Annotated in this window: 14 protein-coding genes and 1 pseudogene; 2 read left to right on the top strand and 13 right to left on the bottom strand. The window is 37.2% G+C overall.

All coding sequences use genetic code 11. The annotated features are described in order from the left end of the window. Window positions 1–15: 15 nt before the first annotated feature. The gene (locus MKY00_RS06390) at window positions 16–1,317 is read right to left on the bottom strand and encodes an alpha-amylase family glycosyl hydrolase (RefSeq protein WP_049112534.1); all 1,302 of its coding nucleotides are present in this window, start codon (window positions 1,315–1,317) and stop codon (window positions 16–18) included. Window positions 1,318–1,530: 213 nt separating this feature from the next. Here MKY00_RS06390 and MKY00_RS06385 point away from each other — a divergent pair, with 213 nt between their 5' ends. Further along, entirely contained in the window at window positions 1,531–2,766 is a 1,236-nt protein-coding gene (locus MKY00_RS06385) for an ammonium transporter (RefSeq protein WP_016716857.1), read from the top strand. Between the two features lie 120 nt (window positions 2,767–2,886). Here the strand turns inward: MKY00_RS06385 and MKY00_RS06380 are convergent, their stop codons facing one another. The 11 genes and pseudogenes from MKY00_RS06380 to asnB form a co-directional block, all read right to left on the bottom strand. Next, entirely contained in the window at window positions 2,887–3,528 is a 642-nt protein-coding gene (locus tag MKY00_RS06380; protein ID WP_016716856.1) for a helix-turn-helix domain-containing protein, read from the bottom strand. Between the two features lie 175 nt (window positions 3,529–3,703). Continuing rightward, window positions 3,704–3,940: a hypothetical protein gene (locus MKY00_RS06375; protein WP_074585542.1), complete on the bottom strand. Its 237-nt coding sequence runs from the start codon at window positions 3,938–3,940 to the stop codon at window positions 3,704–3,706. Window positions 3,941–3,960: 20 nt separating this feature from the next. Beyond that, window positions 3,961–4,578, bottom strand: coding sequence for a sporulation membrane protein YtaF (ytaF, locus tag MKY00_RS06370; RefSeq protein ID WP_016716855.1), 618 nt, complete (start codon window positions 4,576–4,578; stop codon window positions 3,961–3,963). Window positions 4,579–4,692: 114 nt separating this feature from the next. Further along, entirely contained in the window at window positions 4,693–4,926 is a 234-nt protein-coding gene (locus MKY00_RS06365; protein ID WP_016716854.1) for a hypothetical protein, read from the bottom strand. Continuing rightward, complete coding sequence (locus tag MKY00_RS06360) at window positions 4,916–5,212, bottom strand: hypothetical protein (protein WP_000619723.1); 297 nt, start codon at window positions 5,210–5,212, stop codon at window positions 4,916–4,918. The genes MKY00_RS06365 and MKY00_RS06360 overlap by 11 nt, the downstream gene beginning before the upstream one ends. Before the next feature lie 13 nt (window positions 5,213–5,225). Further along, window positions 5,226–9,764, bottom strand: a complete 4,539-nt coding sequence (locus MKY00_RS06355) for a cation-translocating P-type ATPase (protein ID WP_016716853.1) — start codon at window positions 9,762–9,764, stop codon at window positions 5,226–5,228. Between the two features lie 45 nt (window positions 9,765–9,809). After that, the gene (locus tag MKY00_RS06350; RefSeq protein WP_016716852.1) at window positions 9,810–10,160 is read right to left on the bottom strand and encodes a YtxH domain-containing protein; all 351 of its coding nucleotides are present in this window, start codon (window positions 10,158–10,160) and stop codon (window positions 9,810–9,812) included. 785 nt (window positions 10,161–10,945) lie between these two features. Further along, window positions 10,946–11,250, bottom strand: a pseudogene (locus tag MKY00_RS06345) (hypothetical protein). 115 nt (window positions 11,251–11,365) lie between these two features. Next, window positions 11,366–12,832 (bottom strand): catalase KatB, encoded by a 1,467-nt coding sequence (gene katB / locus MKY00_RS06340; protein ID WP_001069174.1) that lies wholly within the window; start codon window positions 12,830–12,832, stop codon window positions 11,366–11,368. Window positions 12,833–12,891: 59 nt separating this feature from the next. Continuing rightward, window positions 12,892–13,851 carry a ferrochelatase gene (hemH, locus tag MKY00_RS06335; RefSeq protein WP_016716850.1) on the bottom strand — a complete coding sequence of 320 codons (960 nt, stop codon included), beginning with the start codon at window positions 13,849–13,851 and terminating at the stop codon, window positions 12,892–12,894. A 188-nt stretch (window positions 13,852–14,039) separates the two neighbouring features. After that, on the bottom strand, window positions 14,040–15,887 hold the full coding sequence (gene asnB, locus MKY00_RS06330; RefSeq protein ID WP_016716849.1) for an asparagine synthase (glutamine-hydrolyzing): 1,848 nt from the start codon (window positions 15,885–15,887) through the stop codon (window positions 14,040–14,042). Between the two features lie 239 nt (window positions 15,888–16,126). Here asnB and MKY00_RS06325 point away from each other — a divergent pair, with 239 nt between their 5' ends. Then, window positions 16,127–16,681 (top strand): DUF2777 domain-containing protein, encoded by a 555-nt coding sequence (locus MKY00_RS06325; RefSeq protein WP_016716848.1) that lies wholly within the window; start codon window positions 16,127–16,129, stop codon window positions 16,679–16,681. 60 nt (window positions 16,682–16,741) lie between these two features. On the opposite strand, the gene MKY00_RS06320 is transcribed toward MKY00_RS06325, so the two are convergent. Further along, window positions 16,742–17,107 (bottom strand): YisL family protein, encoded by a 366-nt coding sequence (locus tag MKY00_RS06320; RefSeq protein ID WP_000233489.1) that lies wholly within the window; start codon window positions 17,105–17,107, stop codon window positions 16,742–16,744. Between the last annotated feature and the right edge of the window lie 30 nt (window positions 17,108–17,137).

Raw genomic sequence — 17,137 nt, 5'->3', positions numbered from 1 at the left:
AAAGAAAATCGTTACTCATTTCCGTCTCTTTTTAACCGCAATTAAAAAAGCAATAAACAATACGTTCACACCAACTATTAAGGAGATAAATAACCAATTCACACCTGTTTCTCTATTAACTTTATACACATTTGATTCTTCACGCTTTAAAACGAGATAAAACTTTCCATTTTCTTCTCTTATAATTTCATCTTCTAACAATCCTCTTAACTCTTGTTTTTCACCAATCGTACTTGCAGGTAAAGCAACTTTTTGCGTCTCTTTCGTATTATTAATCGCTACTAATGTGACTTCATCTTTATACTTTCTCTTTAGTACACTCATTCCATCTTTATCGTATAGAAGCTCAAACGTACCGCGGCGTAAAGATGGTCTCGCTTGTCTAAGCTCACCAAGTTTCGTTATGTGTTGCATAAACTTTTCATCTGATTTGAAGTCCATTAATCGTCTATTATCTGGCGTACCTCCTCCATCCAATGCAATTTCAGTTCCGTAATAAAAATTCGGAATACCTGGTGTTGTTAATAAATATGTAAGAGCTAGTTTCAAACGAGATGGTGGATAATTCATATTCTCTTTTGCAATACGAGCAAATCTTTTTGTATCTTGATTATCTAAAAATGTAGCGGCTGCTCCGTCTTTTTTACTCACATCATATAAAGGTTTCACCGATACGTCCGCTTTGGAAAACGCATCTACTATTTTTTCGTTGTATTCACTATCTTCTTTTGTCATAACTCGAAAATCTTTCTTTATCACTTGCATATCTTTTTGCACATCATCCCAAAAAGCAGGCGACTTTTTTTCACTATGTATTACATAACTTGCATCTAAATCAACTTCTTTGATCCACCATTTCATCGAGTCAATTACTTGTTGTTCGTTTTCTCCAAGTGGAAATTGAAATACAACTTTCATTCCTTTTGCATGAGCTTCTTGCACAAGTTCTTTCACATCATTTTCTGTTCCGAAATGTTCATTTACCTTCTGAAAATTGCGCACGTCTAACCCATCGTATTTTACACTTTCAAAAAGCGGCGAAAGCATAACAGTAGTAAATCCCATTTCTTTTATGTAATCCAGCCTTTTTATAATACCTCTTATATCTCCACCCTGATATCCTTCTAAATTGCCAACTTCTAACTGTTTGTCATTTTTCGGTTCCCCATTATTAAAACGATCAATCATAATGGAATATATAACTTCGTCTCGCCACTCTCTTTTTTCGTCTGCAAATGTATGTATTGGTACAAATAAAACGACAGCTAAACAAAAACAAATGAATAGTTTCCTAGTATGTATTTTCCCCACACGCATCCCCCATGTATTTTAATTGTAAGAATATTATACCAATTATCCGAACGAATCGCATACGTTGATTTCATTCTTATTAAATTACTCCATGTTAGATTTTCTAACATTACATATAAAGTTTTCTGAATTTTTAGTTGATTTTTCTCTTTATTTCGAATATGATATGAAACATAACAAATTGATGTTATTTTTTCTAACATTATAGGAGGAGAGAGAATGAATACAGGAGATACGGTTTTTATGTTTGTAGCGACAGTAATGGTCATGTTAATGACACCAGGATTAGCACTTTTTTATGGAGGTATGGTTCGCAGTAAAAACGTACTCAGTACGACAATGCATAGTTATAGCGCAATGGCTATCGTTTCGATTCAATGGATTGTAATTGGTTATTCTTTATCATTCGGACCCGATTGGCACGGACTTATCGGCACATTCAATTGGTTCGGTTTAAACGGAGTTACCTACGCACCAAATCCAGACTACTCATCTACCATTCCTCACAATTTATTTATGATGTTTCAACTCATGTTCGCTATTTTAACTCCCGCTTTAATTTCAGGAGCATTTGCCGAAAGAATGCGATTTTCAGCTTTCCTTATTTTCATCCTTCTATGGACAACAATCGTTTACAATCCTGTCGCTCATTGGGTATGGGGCGTTGGCGGATGGCTAAGAGAAATTGGTGCGTTAGACTTCGCTGGTGGTAATGTCGTTCATATTACATCTGGCGTGGCTGGCCTTGTATTAGCTATTTTCCTTGGAAAACGAAAAAACATAAACGGTTCTTCTCCTCATCATTTACCATTTACGATGTTAGGAGCTGGTTTACTGTGGTTCGGCTGGTTCGGTTTTAACGTCGGAAGCGCATTATCTTTAAATGATGTAGCTTTAACTGCATTTATTAATACAAATATAGCTGCCGCTGCCTCTGCATTAACTTGGATGCTTTCAGAGTGGTTCTTCCAATCAAAACCGACTGCGATGGGAGCTGCTTGTGGCGTCGTTTCCGGTCTAGTCGCTATTACGCCAGCTTGCGGGTTCGTTACACCTTTCTCAGCTCTTCTTATCGGAGCAATTGGGGGCGTATTATGCTTCGGAGCGGTCTTTTTCTTAAAAACAAAATTTGGATACGACGATACACTCGATGCATTCGGATGTCACGGCATCGGCGGAACTTGGGGCGGCATTGCGACAGGACTATTTGCAACTACTGCCGTAAACGGCGATGGTGCTAACGGATTATTTTACGGAAACGCCGCGTTACTGTTGAAACAACTTGTAGCAATCGGCGCAACATATGCGTTCACAATCATCATGACGTACGCGATTATTAAAGCAATTAACTTCTTCCTCCCTGTCCGGGTAGATGAGCACGAGGAACATATGGGACTTGATATTTCAATGCATGGGGAGAGAGCTTATGAGTATGTAGAAAAATCGGCTAATTAAAACGAAAAAGGTGTACTCCGTTCTAACACGGGGTACACCTTTTTCGTATATTCATAACGATACAATTATCCCAAACTATTGGTATATAAATATCTTCATCTATCTATTCATATAAACATCTTATCTTTTCATTAGTGCATTTAAAACGAGTTGTACCGCAACCGCATCATCTAAATAGCCGATTGGAAATATATAATCTGGGATTACATCGACCGATAATATAAAGTAAATAAGCGCACTTCCCATTAAAGCAAGTTCTGCAGTCGTTCCTTTCTTCTTCGAAAATCTCTCGTACAATTCTTTCAAATCATTAATAAATGGGCCAATACTGCTTACCTTTTGAATCTTTTCAAGAAACCCCTTTTCAATTGTTTCTTTCCCTTCTTCTGTTTGCGAATATTGTTCATAATTCGCTAACTGCTGCTCTACATTCGATATACTAAACTTTTGATCATATAGCTGAGCAGATTCAAGTAAGTGTTCAATATTATTAATAGAAACGTGAATATCAGATCGCTCCTCCTGTTTCGTGTCAATAGAATAACCTGCCGCTACAAACAAATCACCTACCGGAACATCAAGGCTCTCTGCAAACTTTTGCAAATGCTTTGGATTCGCCTTTCGCTTACCATTTACAATCATTGAAATTGTAGCGGTATCAATATTAGTGAGCGCACTAAGCTTTCGCATCGATAAAGACTTTTCCTTAAGCAATTTTTTCAACAACAATCCAAGATTACTTTTTTCATGATCTTGAGACATATCTCATTCCCCTTTATTCACGAGAATAACCATAGTTATTATATGAAAAATAACTACATCACTATACATTTTATATTAACAAATTTTTCTGACCATTTACAAGATAGAAGTCCCTTTATATGTTTATATTTTGCAAACAAAAAAGCTATCTTATATTCAAGATAGCTTTTTAAAATTATTTTAACCATTTCCGTAATAATACAAATACACTACCGCAAATTATGTAAGAACTCACGAATATGACGATGGCCATAAAAAATGAATGATGTAGAGAAAAGGTTAGTATCATCAATAAGAAAGACACAAAGAGCAAATCTAATAAAATAAAGTATCCTGAAGTTAAAACACTTTCAACTAATTGCAACTCCGACTCTAACTCCGAATATTTTAGCCTTTTATACAGTAATCTCAATTTCACTCACCTTCTATGAATTAATCAAAAAATGCAGCAAACGCAATAACTAATAATAATGTTCCACTAATCAATGTTCCAAACTGACCTAAAGTGAATTTACCGATACGAACGTGAGCAATCTTTCTCCCTAACGCAACTCCACCCCATACCGTAATAAAACTACCCACTGCAGCGGCAATACAAATGGCAATTGGATTCAAACCGAACAACCCTGCTCCTAAACCATTCGTTAGTGCATTCGCAGACAAACCAATTCCAAGAAAAATAGACTCTACAAAACCAATTTCACCAGATTTACCGATATTTTTCGTTAAACCATTTATTTCTGTACTTGCCACTTCTCCCTCAGTCTCTTGCACCGGAACTTTACGAGGAATTGCTAGTAAAATAATTCGGAGACCAATTATCACTAATAAGAACGAACCGATTACAACAGGCATAATCCCAGGTAAAATTTTTGACAGCCATAAGCCAAAATATATTCCTACTACACTAAATAAAAAACAAATTATCGAAATAATAAAGTTTGATAGATGACTAATTTTTATATTTCGAATGCCGTAAGAAATTCCTACCCCTAAGTTATCGATACTTGATGAAAATGTTAATGCCAAGACCATCATCCATGCTGCCATTTCGTTCACCCCTTCGATTCATTAAACATTCCAGAATCCAAAGTGACATACATAGTACGGAATATGGATAAGGGAGACAACACTCCCTATATCCCTCCCAATTAACAATTCTTTTTAAAAACGAGGCAAAGTGAACCACTTCATTATATTCATGCGATTCACTTTTCCTTTTTCACGAACGGATTGAAAAATATCTCCCGTAAAAGATCCCATTTTAGTAGCAATCTCTTTTTGCATTTCTTTATTTTCTGATGCCACCTTTACACTCAAGTCTAGCGCCTGTTCAAAATGCTCTAACGCTTTTTCTAAATGGTAATCTACATTTTGTTCAACAGCTTTATGCGTCATTTCTTACTTCCTCCTTTTCCTCAACCTTTGCAGCTGCTTCTATTACCTCTTGCTCTTCAGCATGATCATCTTCAACATAAGAAAGCTCTTTCTCAAATTGTTTTTGCATTCTATCCATTTTCGCTTCTACAATAATATCTTCCACTTCTTCTTTAATCGTTTCAAAAGTAGACTTCACACCTTTTGCCCCTGATTCAACAAGTGGACGAAGTGTATTTCTTACAACAGGTAATAAAGCGGCACTTGCTAACGCTAAAGTAGATCCAATAACAATTTTTCGTATCATTTTCATTACTCCTTTACACTGTTTTTAATAATGCTAGTTCATTAACTGCCAATTTTTTTGAATCATCATTCTTATATGAAACTACATTAATAATAGGTTTTGAAATTTGAGATACTGTGCCCGCTACAAGAAGAACAGGTACCCATTGTATAAATGTCAATGGAACGGTATGGAATATACGAGCAAACGGCGGAACATATATAGCTGATAATAATACAAGCCAAGACGTTCCTAACGCTGTCACAAAGAAACGATCTTTTGACCAATCACGCATCGTTTCGCCCGATCCTTCTTGTCTCCAAGAGAACGTTTGAATAAGTTGACCTGCAACTAATGCAGCAAATGCTGATGTTTGCGCTACCGCAAGAGGCACGCCAGCTGCTAAGCTCATACCGAATAAAGCAAGTGAACCTGCTCCAAGCAGTATGCCTCGCGTTACAACCTTTTTGTATAGCTCTTTATCAACAATATCTTGACGTTTCGTTTGCTTCGTTTTGTTTCCAGGATTTACAGCTAAAATCATCGCTGGTAAAGCATCCGTAATGAGATTCATTAATAAAATTTGAATTGGCACTAACGGAATGGGCATTCCCGCAATAACTGCTGCACTTGTCACTAATACTTCAGCTAAATTTCCCGTTAATAAACACCCAACTGCTTTTCGAATATTACCAATGATCGTTCTACCTTCTTTTACCCCTTCCACAATGGAACCGAAATGATCTTTTTTCAATATAAGATCGGCAGCCTCTTTCGTTACTTCTGTTCCCGTTTGCCCCATTGCAATACCGATGTTCGCTTTCTTTATAGCAGGTGTATCATTTACACCATCCCCGGTCATCGCTACAATTTGACCGTCAGCTTGATATGCAGTTACTATGCGTAATTTATGGGCTGGCGTTACTCGCGCAAACACAGACGTGCTTTTCACGATATTTTCCAACTCTTCATCTGTTAAATTATCAATTTCTATCCCTGTTAAAACATGATCATCACGATTCCAAATGCCAGTCTGCTTCGCAATAGAGATCGCCGTAGTCGGATGATCCCCAGTAATCATGACTGGTTTTACACCAAGTTCAATCGCTTCACGAATACTCTCTTCTACTTCAGGTTTCGGCGGATCAATCATACCAACTAATCCAACAAAAATAAGGTCATCATTTTCACCATTACTATACGCAAAACCTAATACTCGCAGCGCCTGTTCTGCAAAACCTTCATTTTGTTGTAAAATCACTTCTTTTTCTTGATCACATAACGGATAGATTTCGCCATTATGTTGATACCATTTACATCTAGTAAGAATCGCCTCTACAGATCCTTTCGAAAACTTATAGATTGATTCATTTTCCTTACAAACGACACTCATAATTTTCGTCTCAGAGTCGAACGGTTCTTCATGATGTCGTTCAAATGATGTCATATCTTTTTGTGACACCCCCGCTTTAGAGGCCAAACTTAACAAAGCTCCTTCAGTCGGGTCACCTTTCACAATCCACTGATCCTCTTCTTGTTCTAATTTACTATTATTACAAAGGACACTAATTTGCAGAACGCGAACTAAATCTGGATGTTCTAATGGTGTGTTTTCACTTTCATGATAAGTCGCTTCTTCTACTTCCATCTCTACAGCAGCAGCGACTTTAGATGACGTTACATCCGAAATCTTACCAACTGGTTCATATCCGTCACCAGATACACCCCATACACGATTTGGTGTAGCGATCACTTTAACCGTCATTTCGTTCTTCGTAAGAGTACCTGTTTTATCAGAGCAAATAACCGTTGTTCTACCCAACGTTTCTAAACTGGAAAGCTTCCGAACGAGCGCATTTTGCTTCTGCATACGGAATATCCCTGCGCTTAAAGCGATTGTAATCATAATCGGCAAACCTTCTGGAACAGCTGATGCTGTAAGAGCAACCGATGTTGTAATCATTTGCGTAATTGGTAAACCACGTAGTAACCCCGCTACAAGTACAATACCACCAGCTACAAAAGCCCCTTTAATAAACGTTTTACTAATAGACGTCACCTTTTGCTGGAGTGGTGTAGGTTCTGTTTCTTCTCCTTTCATCAAGGAAATCATATAGCCCATTTCTGTATTCATCCCTGTTTCTACTACTATAGCTCTCGCCTTACCGCGCGTTACAGACGTACCCATAAAGAGCATATTATTCCGCTCCGCTAACGAACATTCTTCTCCTATAGCATCCACTTTCTTCTCAACAGGTAGAGACTCCCCTGTTAACATTGCTTCATTCACTTCCAAATTCCAAGAATGTATAGTACGAAGATCAGCAGGTACACGGTCTCCAGCCTGCAGGCAAACAATATCACCGGGAACAAGCTCACTACTTGCTATTTCTACTTCTTCCCCTTCTCGAAGTACTATACAATTCGGCGCACGGAATTGATTTAAAGCTTCCACTACTTTTTCGGCCTTCCGCTCTTGAAGGGTTCCAATTACCGCATTGACAACGAGGATTATGCCCATTGCTAATCCGTCAAACACACCGCCTGATAATACAGACAATCCAGCTGCTCCAAGTAAAATAAGCGATGTAAACTCTTTAAATTGGCCCATAAATGAAACAACCCAAGGAACAGACTGCTTCGGTTCAATTGTATTCACCCCATACTTTTCTTGTCGCACTTGCACTTCTTGCTCACTTAATCCTCGCTGTTTCTCCACTTGTAAATCATTTATTACATCTTCTTGCGAGAGTGTATACCATTTAGTAGAAGGTTCTCTCACTGACGAGTCGTTCTTATTCCCTATCTCTTTATTAGAAAAAATCTTCTCACTCACCCGCTTTGCTCTAGATAAAAATGTTAAAGATAGAGCATTCGCCATTAAAGCGATGACAGGTGCAGTAAATATAGACCAAACAGCCAACATCTCTCCAGCAATATTCCACATTTTTGCTACTCGAAAATGTTCCTTCACTAGCATATCTATTCGTTTTGCATACGCTATTGATTGGAAAATATTTTTCATTTCATAGTGAGCTACTGACGGAAATTCAATCTTTTCCTCACATACAAATAACACTTCTTCCCCATTCAAACGGATACGCTCTACACGTTCTACAACATCGCTATGTCGCCAGCTTGTATCTATACCGTATTGCGTAAGAACATCCTCATTTATATTTAAACTATTTCCCATAACAGCTATTGCCCATTTATTTTCGTTTAACTTATGAAAGATATGTGCAAACTCAGGAACAATTGCTATTTTTGATCCAACTAACAATCCGAGGCACTTTTGACCTTTAGCAACAAACTGAACGTTAAATCCTTCTTTGCTCAGCCTCTTCGCTTCTAACACATACAGGCTTATATCTACACCATTTCGTTTTGCAAATACTTGACTACCGATAAAGGATGGAATTCCTTGTATATCACCTTTTATCCCTTCATCATCAACTTCAACTTCAAAAGCTTTCCTTAACGTTCTTCCTGTTTGCTTCGCTCGTTGCACAACCTCATCTTTCCAATCATGCTCACTTTTCTCTAGTAACGAAGCTGCCGTGCACCAAATTTGCCCTTTATCCTCTGAAACACAGCTAATCTCCGCTGCTTCATTACGGAATATACGAGACACATCGTCAAATACGACCGTTCTCGTTCGAGACAATTGAGATAATGACCCTTCATTTGGAATAACGTATCCTCTTTCTCGCGCAACGAGATCCCCTTGTCGCCACGCATACTCAGCAGACGAAACAGCAGGTTTTGGATTCGCAGCTAATAAAACCGCCATTCCGCGTAACGGATTTCTCGTAAATGCCCATGTTGCTCCGCCAAAAAGCATGCCCCATTTCGATTGTCTTTCACTGTATGCTTTAATCTCCGGGGATAAAATCCTTTCTTTGTACGAATCTGTTTCTTCATTTATATTCGCCTGACTACGCTTCCAATTTAAATAGTTTAATAGACTAAGTCCCGCTAATACGATAATATTTTCTCGCGCAAGTGCTAGCGCTAGCGTTCCTATGCCAAGCACTAAATCAGAATTCACTTTTTTGCTAGCAACCATTTTTTTGAATCCTCGTTTAAGAAACGGATATCCTGTTACAACGGATAAAGCACCCGATACATAAAAAAGCCCTGGACTTCTAGCTAAAGCTGACCTTCCCATAAATAATTGTTTTATACCAAATGCACCTAATCCAGCGACAGAAAGCGCTAACGGTAACGGGACACCTTCACCTTTTTTCTCGTAAGAAATTACACTAGATGAAGAATCTTCTACTTTCTTCGTTTCTTCCATATTATTAAGGTTATTATTCTTTGTAATTTGTTCTTCTAGGAGTTTAATTATTTCACAAATTGTATGTAGAGAGGTCTTGTTGATATCGTAAGTAATAAGGGCTCTTCCTGTAGAAATAGAGGGACTTACTTGATAAATACCTTCCACGTCACGAAAACGTTCTACTATCAAGTTCGCCATATTTGTATTGTATTTCAGTTTATATATTTCAATTCGAATTCTTCCAGGTAACGATCGTATAAATCTCGTTTTCAATGATTTACTCTGCATCATCATCCTCCTTATTCTTGTAAATGAAATAACATCACTTACTATTTAAGGAGTAACAGGTAGGCTTTCATAATCTACACTCTCATTCGAATGATATGCATTTACACGAGATGCCCATTTTTCCTGGAATTTAGAAATTGTAATCGGCACTGCTTCTACTGCTCCGATAATCGGTGATACTGTTTTTACCGCCACTTTTCGTGCCGCTTCTTTCACTTTCGGCAGAGCTTCTTCCATTTCTGAACCAGCACTTTTCATTTGTTCTTTTGCACCGAGAAAAGCAGATACTGTTTTTACCGCTAATTTTCTTAACCCCGTTCTCGCTTTCGGTGACGCCAATATAACTGCTGCTACCCCAACAGCTATACCGATTGGTGATTTCATAAATCGAAACATGTACATTTCTCCTCACTTCATTATTTTTGAGTCTGTAAAATGAATCAATCCTATCCAAGCTAAGTAAACGTGTAATCCATTTTGTCACATCCTTTTTTTGTAAAAAGTATATATCGAGTATATATTTTCATTTGCATTATTTCAACAACTTATTAGTTTTTTGTAAATTTTATGTTAATTCAGAAAAATGTTTTGTGAACTTTTCTATTCTTATGCAAGTATACAGGTAATATATTCCACATTATTCTTGCTCAATTATTGAGATTATATTGAGAATTCGTTTTGTTTTTTTACAAATCACAAACTAAGACATGCACTTTTACGAAACAAATTTTATATACTATAAAAAATGCCTCAGGGAGTGATTTTCATGAGCTTATCCTATTGGAAATACGCAATTCTTAATCATATCACTACAAATTTTCGCACCTTCTTATTTAATATCATTGTCGCTATTTTAGGTGAAATCGCACTTTTCCTCGTCCTCAGTTTTGTCCCAAAAAGATTTCATAAATTTTTCGCATAAAAAGGCCTGAGTTCCTATCTATTGTAGAACTCAGGCTGCTTAGCTTTATTGAATGTAGGGGAACCGTTACATAGTGTTTATATTCGCATCTTGAAATACCCCATCTAGTATTGGGTAGAATATATCGGCGATTATTCGGATATATCGACGATTTTTCAAATATATGAGCGATTATTTCAATATATCGACGTTTCGACACAGGATATCGATTTACCAACAAACTTCGACATGACTTAAACGTAAAATACCCCCGTGTCACTCACGAATCACCATACTTACTTTTATTCAAACTTAATATAATAAGAAATGCAATCGCTATTACAGCTAAAAACGAACGGGATTAAACGGTGTTCCTACCGTTTCATTAAAACGATGATAAATAAAAGGGATCATCTCAAGTACCATTAGCCCCATTGCAATTTGAAACGTCTCAGCCATCGCTTTATTTTTTATAAATACAGCACGCTCATCACCTTGTTTCCCAATCGCTATAAACATTTTTATAATAGCAAACACTACAAATAAAAAGACACTTAACGCAATAATAAAAATCAAAACATCCATCAAAATACACCTCTTATATGTAAAACTTTTTTGACAAGAGTATAACACCTTTTACCCCTCATGTAAAATATCTTTTACACAAAAAGACGACCGTTAAACGGTCGTCTTTTCCAATTTATTTCGGAGCATTTCCTACATATTGCGTAATATCAACATTTAATGATTGTGCTAAGCGCATACCGTACTCTTGATCTGCACGGAAGAAGTTACAAACAGCTAGTAATTTCGTGCGTTCATTTACGTCTTTTAAGTCATTTGTTAAGTTTGCAATTAAATTGTCTTGCTCTTCTTTAGAGAATGAACGGTAACGCTCACCTGCTTGTTTGAAATCATTTGGTTTGTCAATTTTCTCACGAGATACATAGCCTTCTACTTTCATAGTTGAATCGCGGTAAGCTGGGTCTTCAACTGGATTTTCAGCATGACGGCTCGGTTCGTAGTTGATTGTAGATGGGTTTTGATTGATTTGCATCGCACCATCACGTTGTTGGTTATGAACAGCTGCATATGGGCAGTTTACAGGAATTTGTAAGTAGTTTGCACCAAGGCGATAACGCTGTGTATCTGGATAAGAGAATAAACGACCTTGTAATAATTTATCTTCAGATGGTTCAATACCATTTACAGTTGCACTTGGAGAGAACGCCACTTGTTCTACTTCCGCAAAGAAGTTTTTCGGGTTACGATTTAACGTCATTGTCCCTACTTCCATTAACGGGAAACGATCTTCTGGCCAAACTTTCGTTGGATCTAACGGATCGAAATCTAAAGAATCCGTTTCTTCTAATTGCATCACTTGTACGTGTAAATCCCACTTCGGATAATTCCCTTTTTCGATTGCATCGAATAAGTCACGAGTTGCATGGTTGAAGTCTTTTCCTTGTACTTCTTGCACCTCTTTTGCACTTAAGTTACGTACACCTTGCTGTGGTTTCCAGTGATATTTAATGTAGACAATTTTACCTTCTGCATTAATCCATTTAAATGAATGTACACCGAACCCTTCCATTTCACGATAGCTTGCTGGTGTACCGTAATCAGAAAATACCCATGTCATCATATGTGTAGATTCTGGACTTAACGTCATGAAATCCCAGTAACGATCTGGTGTTTGAATATTTGTATCAGGTGCTGGTTTTAAAGAATGCACCATATCAGGGAATTTAATTGCATCACGAATGAAGAAGACCGGTAAATGATTACCTACGATATCATAGTTTCCTTCTTCTGTATAAAATTTAACAGCGAACCCACGCGGATCACGAGCTGTTTCCGGAGAACCTTGACCATGAATAACCGTTGAAAAACGAACAAATACAGGCGTTTCAGTTCCTTCATTTTGTAAAAATGCTGCTTTCGTATATTGCTTCATGCTATTTTTCGTAACGAATACACCGTGAGCACCTGCACCACGTGCGTGTACAACACGCTCTGGAATACGTTCACGATCAAAGTGAGCCAATTTTTCTACTAAATGATAGTCTTCTAATAATACCGGTCCACGGCGACCAGCTGTACGAGAATTTTGATTGTCTCCAACCGGAGCACCTTGGTTTGTTGTTAAGCGATTATTTGGATTCATCTAGGGGGATCCTCCTCTTTCTTTCATAGTAATTATTATTTATTTAAAATTATTATAAATTAATTATTATTCAAAATTAGATCTTTGTCAACTACTTCTTTCATTTTTTTGGAAACAATTTCAGTTAAGCAATCGATAAATATAGATTGTGCATTCGGCATATTCGGTCTAAAATACGTAGCATTTATTTCATCCGTTACAACTTTACACTCGTAATCGTTGTCATATAAAACTTCTAAATGCTCTGCCACAAAGCCAACTGGGCAATATATGAAAGATTTATATCTATGCTCTTCAAATAAATCTCTCGTTAAATCTTGCACATCCGGTCCAATCCATGGATCAGGTGTATTTCCGGCGCTTTGCCAACCAATTGTATAGTTTTGGATGTTTGCAGCTGCTGCGATTAAATCCGCTGTATGCTGTAATTGCTCCACATAAGGGTCACCCGCTGCAATAATTTTTTCTGGTAAACTATGCGCCGAAAAAATTACGATTGCTTTCTCTTTATCTTCAATTTTTGTAAATGTTTCTTTTATTTGATCTGCCCAATACGAAATAAACTTCGGTTCATCGTACCATTGTTCAATCGGCTCAATAACAGGACCACCTATTTCCTCCGAGAGACGAATTGCACGCTCGTTATATGCCTTAATGCTAAAGGTAGAATAATGCGGCGCTAATACGATACTAATCGCTTGTTCAATTCCATCACGTTTCATCTCTTCTACTGCATCTTCTATAAACGGAGCAGTATGTTTTAAGCCTAAGTAACAATTAAATTCATACTCTGTAAACATATTATTCATTGAGTCTGTTAATTTATGCGCTTGCTCTTTCGTAATTTTTGCAAGCGGTGAAATTCCGCCAATTGCTTTATAGCGCCTGATTAAATCTTGGAGCGCTTCCTCGGATGGCTTACGCCCATGACGAATATGTGTATAATATGCCTCTACTTCATCTAATGAATCCGGCGTTCCATACGCCATTACGAGTAAACCTATTTTTTTCTTTTTCATCTATATAACACCTCAATTTTATAAATGAGAATCTTTTTCAAGAACATTTGTTTCCAATTATAACAACTAATAATAAGTACGTCAAAATAATTATTCTAAATAAGTATTTTTTATAATATGATTTTGAATTTTATATGACAATTTCTTTAATAAAAAGCGACTTACATATAAAGTAAGTCGCTTTTCTTCTATTCTTTAATATTTACCCCGTATTCTTTAAACCAAACATGAATTTGCGCTAAATGAGCTAAAAGCTGAGGCCCAGTCATTAATTGACCGAACCAAGGTGTTTGAAATGCGCTGCCGCCTGACTCAATTAATCCGCTCAGCTGTTCTTTATCAAATAGTTCGTGTAAAATCGAGCCTTTATCCGTTAATAAATCTTGTAGCCACACCGTTACTGCTTTCGTATAGTGCGGATTATGCGTTTTCGGATACGGGCTCTTCTTTCTATATAAGATGTCATTTGGAAGTAATCCTTCTAGTGCTTTACGCAATAGACCTTTTTCGCGATTTTTATACATTTTCATTTCCCAAGGAATATTCCACGCATATTCGACAAGTCGGTGATCCGCAAATGGAACGCGTACTTCTAAGCTTGCGCCCATACTCATACGGTCTTTTCTGTCTAATAATGTTGTCATAAACCATACCATATTTAAATAAAATAATTGTCGTCTCTTTGCTTCAATTGGGCTTTCTCCCTCTAAAATAGGAACTTCTTGAATGGACTCTTCATAGCGCTGTTGTACATATTGTTGTAAGTTTAATTTATTTCTCCATTCTTTCCTTAGCAGTTGTTCACGCGCTTCTGTAGAGCGCATCCACGGAAATGCACTCGATTGTAAATCATCCTCTCTATAAAACCACGGATAACCACCAAATATTTCATCTGCACATTCCCCAGATAGACCGACGACAAAATCTTGTTTAATCTCACGACAAAACCATAATAATGACGAATCAATATCTGCCATACCAGGTAAATCGCGAACGAGCACTGCTTCTGTTAAATACTGCGCTAATTGTTCATTTGAAATGACGCAGCGATGATGGATTGTTTGAAACGTTTCAGTCATCAAATGAATAAATGGTGCATCTGAATTTGGCTGAAACGCATTTGCTTTAAAGTATTTGTCATTATCTTCGTAATCAATCGAATATGTGTGTAATTGCCCTTTCCCTGATCTTTCGTATTCTTTCGCAGCAATTGCTGTAATCGCGCTCGAGTCTACACCACCTGATAGAAAAGTACACAGTGGTACATCAGAAACGAGCTGCCTTGTAATCGCATCTTGTAATAAAAAGCGCGTTTTCTCTACTGTCTCTTCAAAAGAATCTTCATGCTTTTTACTTTCTACATTCCAATATCTCCATATACATAAACCGTTCTTTGAAAATGTCATCGCATGACCTGGACGTAATTCTTTTATACCAGCATATATACCGTGACCAGGCGTTCTAGATGGTCCAAGGCCGAATATTTCGGATAATCCTTCTAACGTCACTTCCGCCTTCACATCTGGGTGCGCCAATATCGCTTTTAACTCTGAACCAAATAGTAATCGCCCACTATCATATTTATAAAATAGTGGTTTTACACCTAATCGATCACGCGCGATAAACACTTGTTCTTTCTGTTCATCCCATACGGCAAACGCATATATACCGTTTAAATGATCGACACATTCTTCTTTCCATTCCATATACGACGCTAATAGTACTTCCGTATCAGAATGACCTTTGAACGTATATCCCCTTCTTAATAGTTCCTTTCGAATATCTTCCGTATTATACAGTTCACCGTTATAGCAAATTGCATAATTCGTTTCACCTTTTAAACAAGTCATCGGTTGTTTCCCCCCTTCAGGATCAACAACGATTAACCGTTTATGTCCAAATGCAACATTGCCTTTAATCCAAACTTTATTATCATCTGGACCACGCTTCGCTAACGTCTCAGCCATCTTCGTAACGACGTCCCGTTCTCCTTCTAATGAGCGTTTATAATCCACCCATCCTGTAATCCCGCACATATAAATCATCCTTCCATCTTATTTCTTTTCTTGAACGTGCAGTAATCCCCACCCTAAGAGTGCGGATTTAAAAATAAAAAAAATTGCCGATAACCCACTATCCACATATGGAATAGCATCTTCACTCAGTAAAACGTGTTTTATTGTATGCCCACCTATGTGTAGATGTGTCTAGTTATAAAGAACGCATGAACTGTCTATAACAGAAATAACTACTTTTCATAAAGGAGAAATCGTGTATGATACAACGTAACCATATTTTATATAACCAACCTCGCGCTCATATGGTCGGTAATGTAGAATATATAAACAATGAATGGGTATTCTTTGATGATGAAAATGAGGAAGCATTTTTATTAGAAGATATTGCCGGTGATGGCTTTGAAATTTTATATAACAACAACTGGCTACCAGCTCGTTTCTATGAACAAGATATATTACAAATTGCCAACGAACAGCACCATTTGCAAAATGGGGAAATGATACGCATTCGTAAAAAATTACTCCTTAGCTATACGGAATGGCTTGAGGAATTACCTGACTCTGTCTTTGCCTTATTAACAGAGGCATTGCAATCACTTCATTACTCTTTATATGATTGCATGTATTGTCATAATTATTTATCCTTTTTACCAAAAGAGGAAGCATGCGAAGGAGTAAATATTCTTTTGTTTGATAACGAAGAGATGATTTGTACACTACAGCACCATTTCGTTCGTCACGCTACATCAAATAAAAATATGTTTCGTTTTACAAAAGTGAACGGAGAAGAGTTGCATATCGATGCGACATAAAATAAAAAACCACCTTATCTCCCAAGTCTTTGAGATTATAAGGTGGTTTTATTTTCTTTATTAGAATACTTTCCAACCAATCGGTAATTTCAGTCCTAGATAAATTACCGCTACTAGCGCGACAATAAATAAGCCCCAAACCGCCCCTGTTGGTTTGTTTTTGCTCATTTTTACAAGAACCATTTCCATTCCACCGATTACTAATATACCAGCTAACATTTTTAAACCGTACCACATGTGCATGCTACCTGTTGCTGTTTTCACAATACTCATGTACAACATGAATCCCGTCACAATAATGAAGATATACATTAGGCGAAGCCCCATATGTACACCTTTACCTTTTCTTCCTGCTGAATAAAGTGAATACGCAACGAAGAATAAAATTAAACCTAACGCCCATGCTGTAATATGCATATGTACCATCGTATCCCTTGCCTCCTCTTTTCACACTTT

Origin of the sequence: Bacillus sp. FSL R9-9834 (genome assembly GCF_038006905.1) — a bacterium.
GTDB lineage: Bacteria > Bacillota > Bacilli > Bacillales > Bacillaceae_G > Bacillus_A > Bacillus_A pacificus.
Note: the sequence above shows the minus strand (reverse complement) of the source record. Positions and strands in the feature narration are given on the sequence as shown.

Coding starts and splice junctions, on each gene's coding strand:
- MKY00_RS06320 (WP_000233489.1), bottom strand. CDS start 17,107: ATGGTACATATGCATATTACAGCATGGGCGTTAGGTTTAATTTTATTC.
- katB (WP_001069174.1), bottom strand. CDS start 12,832: ATGAATCCAAATAATCGCTTAACAACAAACCAAGGTGCTCCGGTTGGA.
- hemH (WP_016716850.1), bottom strand. CDS start 13,851: ATGAAAAAGAAAAAAATAGGTTTACTCGTAATGGCGTATGGAACGCCG.
- MKY00_RS06350 (WP_016716852.1), bottom strand. CDS start 10,160: ATGTTTCGATTTATGAAATCACCAATCGGTATAGCTGTTGGGGTAGCA.
- asnB (WP_016716849.1), bottom strand. CDS start 15,887: ATGTGCGGGATTACAGGATGGGTGGATTATAAACGCTCATTAGAAGGA.
- MKY00_RS06355 (WP_016716853.1), bottom strand. CDS start 9,764: ATGCAGAGTAAATCATTGAAAACGAGATTTATACGATCGTTACCTGGA.
- MKY00_RS06360 (WP_000619723.1), bottom strand. CDS start 5,212: ATGATACGAAAAATTGTTATTGGATCTACTTTAGCGTTAGCAAGTGCC.
- MKY00_RS06365 (WP_016716854.1), bottom strand. CDS start 4,926: ATGACGCATAAAGCTGTTGAACAAAATGTAGATTACCATTTAGAAAAA.
- MKY00_RS06325 (WP_016716848.1), top strand. CDS start 16,127: ATGATACAACGTAACCATATTTTATATAACCAACCTCGCGCTCATATG.
- MKY00_RS06390 (WP_049112534.1), bottom strand. CDS start 1,317: ATGCGTGTGGGGAAAATACATACTAGGAAACTATTCATTTGTTTTTGT.
- MKY00_RS06385 (WP_016716857.1), top strand. CDS start 1,531: ATGAATACAGGAGATACGGTTTTTATGTTTGTAGCGACAGTAATGGTC.
- MKY00_RS06380 (WP_016716856.1), bottom strand. CDS start 3,528: ATGTCTCAAGATCATGAAAAAAGTAATCTTGGATTGTTGTTGAAAAAA.
- ytaF (WP_016716855.1), bottom strand. CDS start 4,578: ATGGCAGCATGGATGATGGTCTTGGCATTAACATTTTCATCAAGTATC.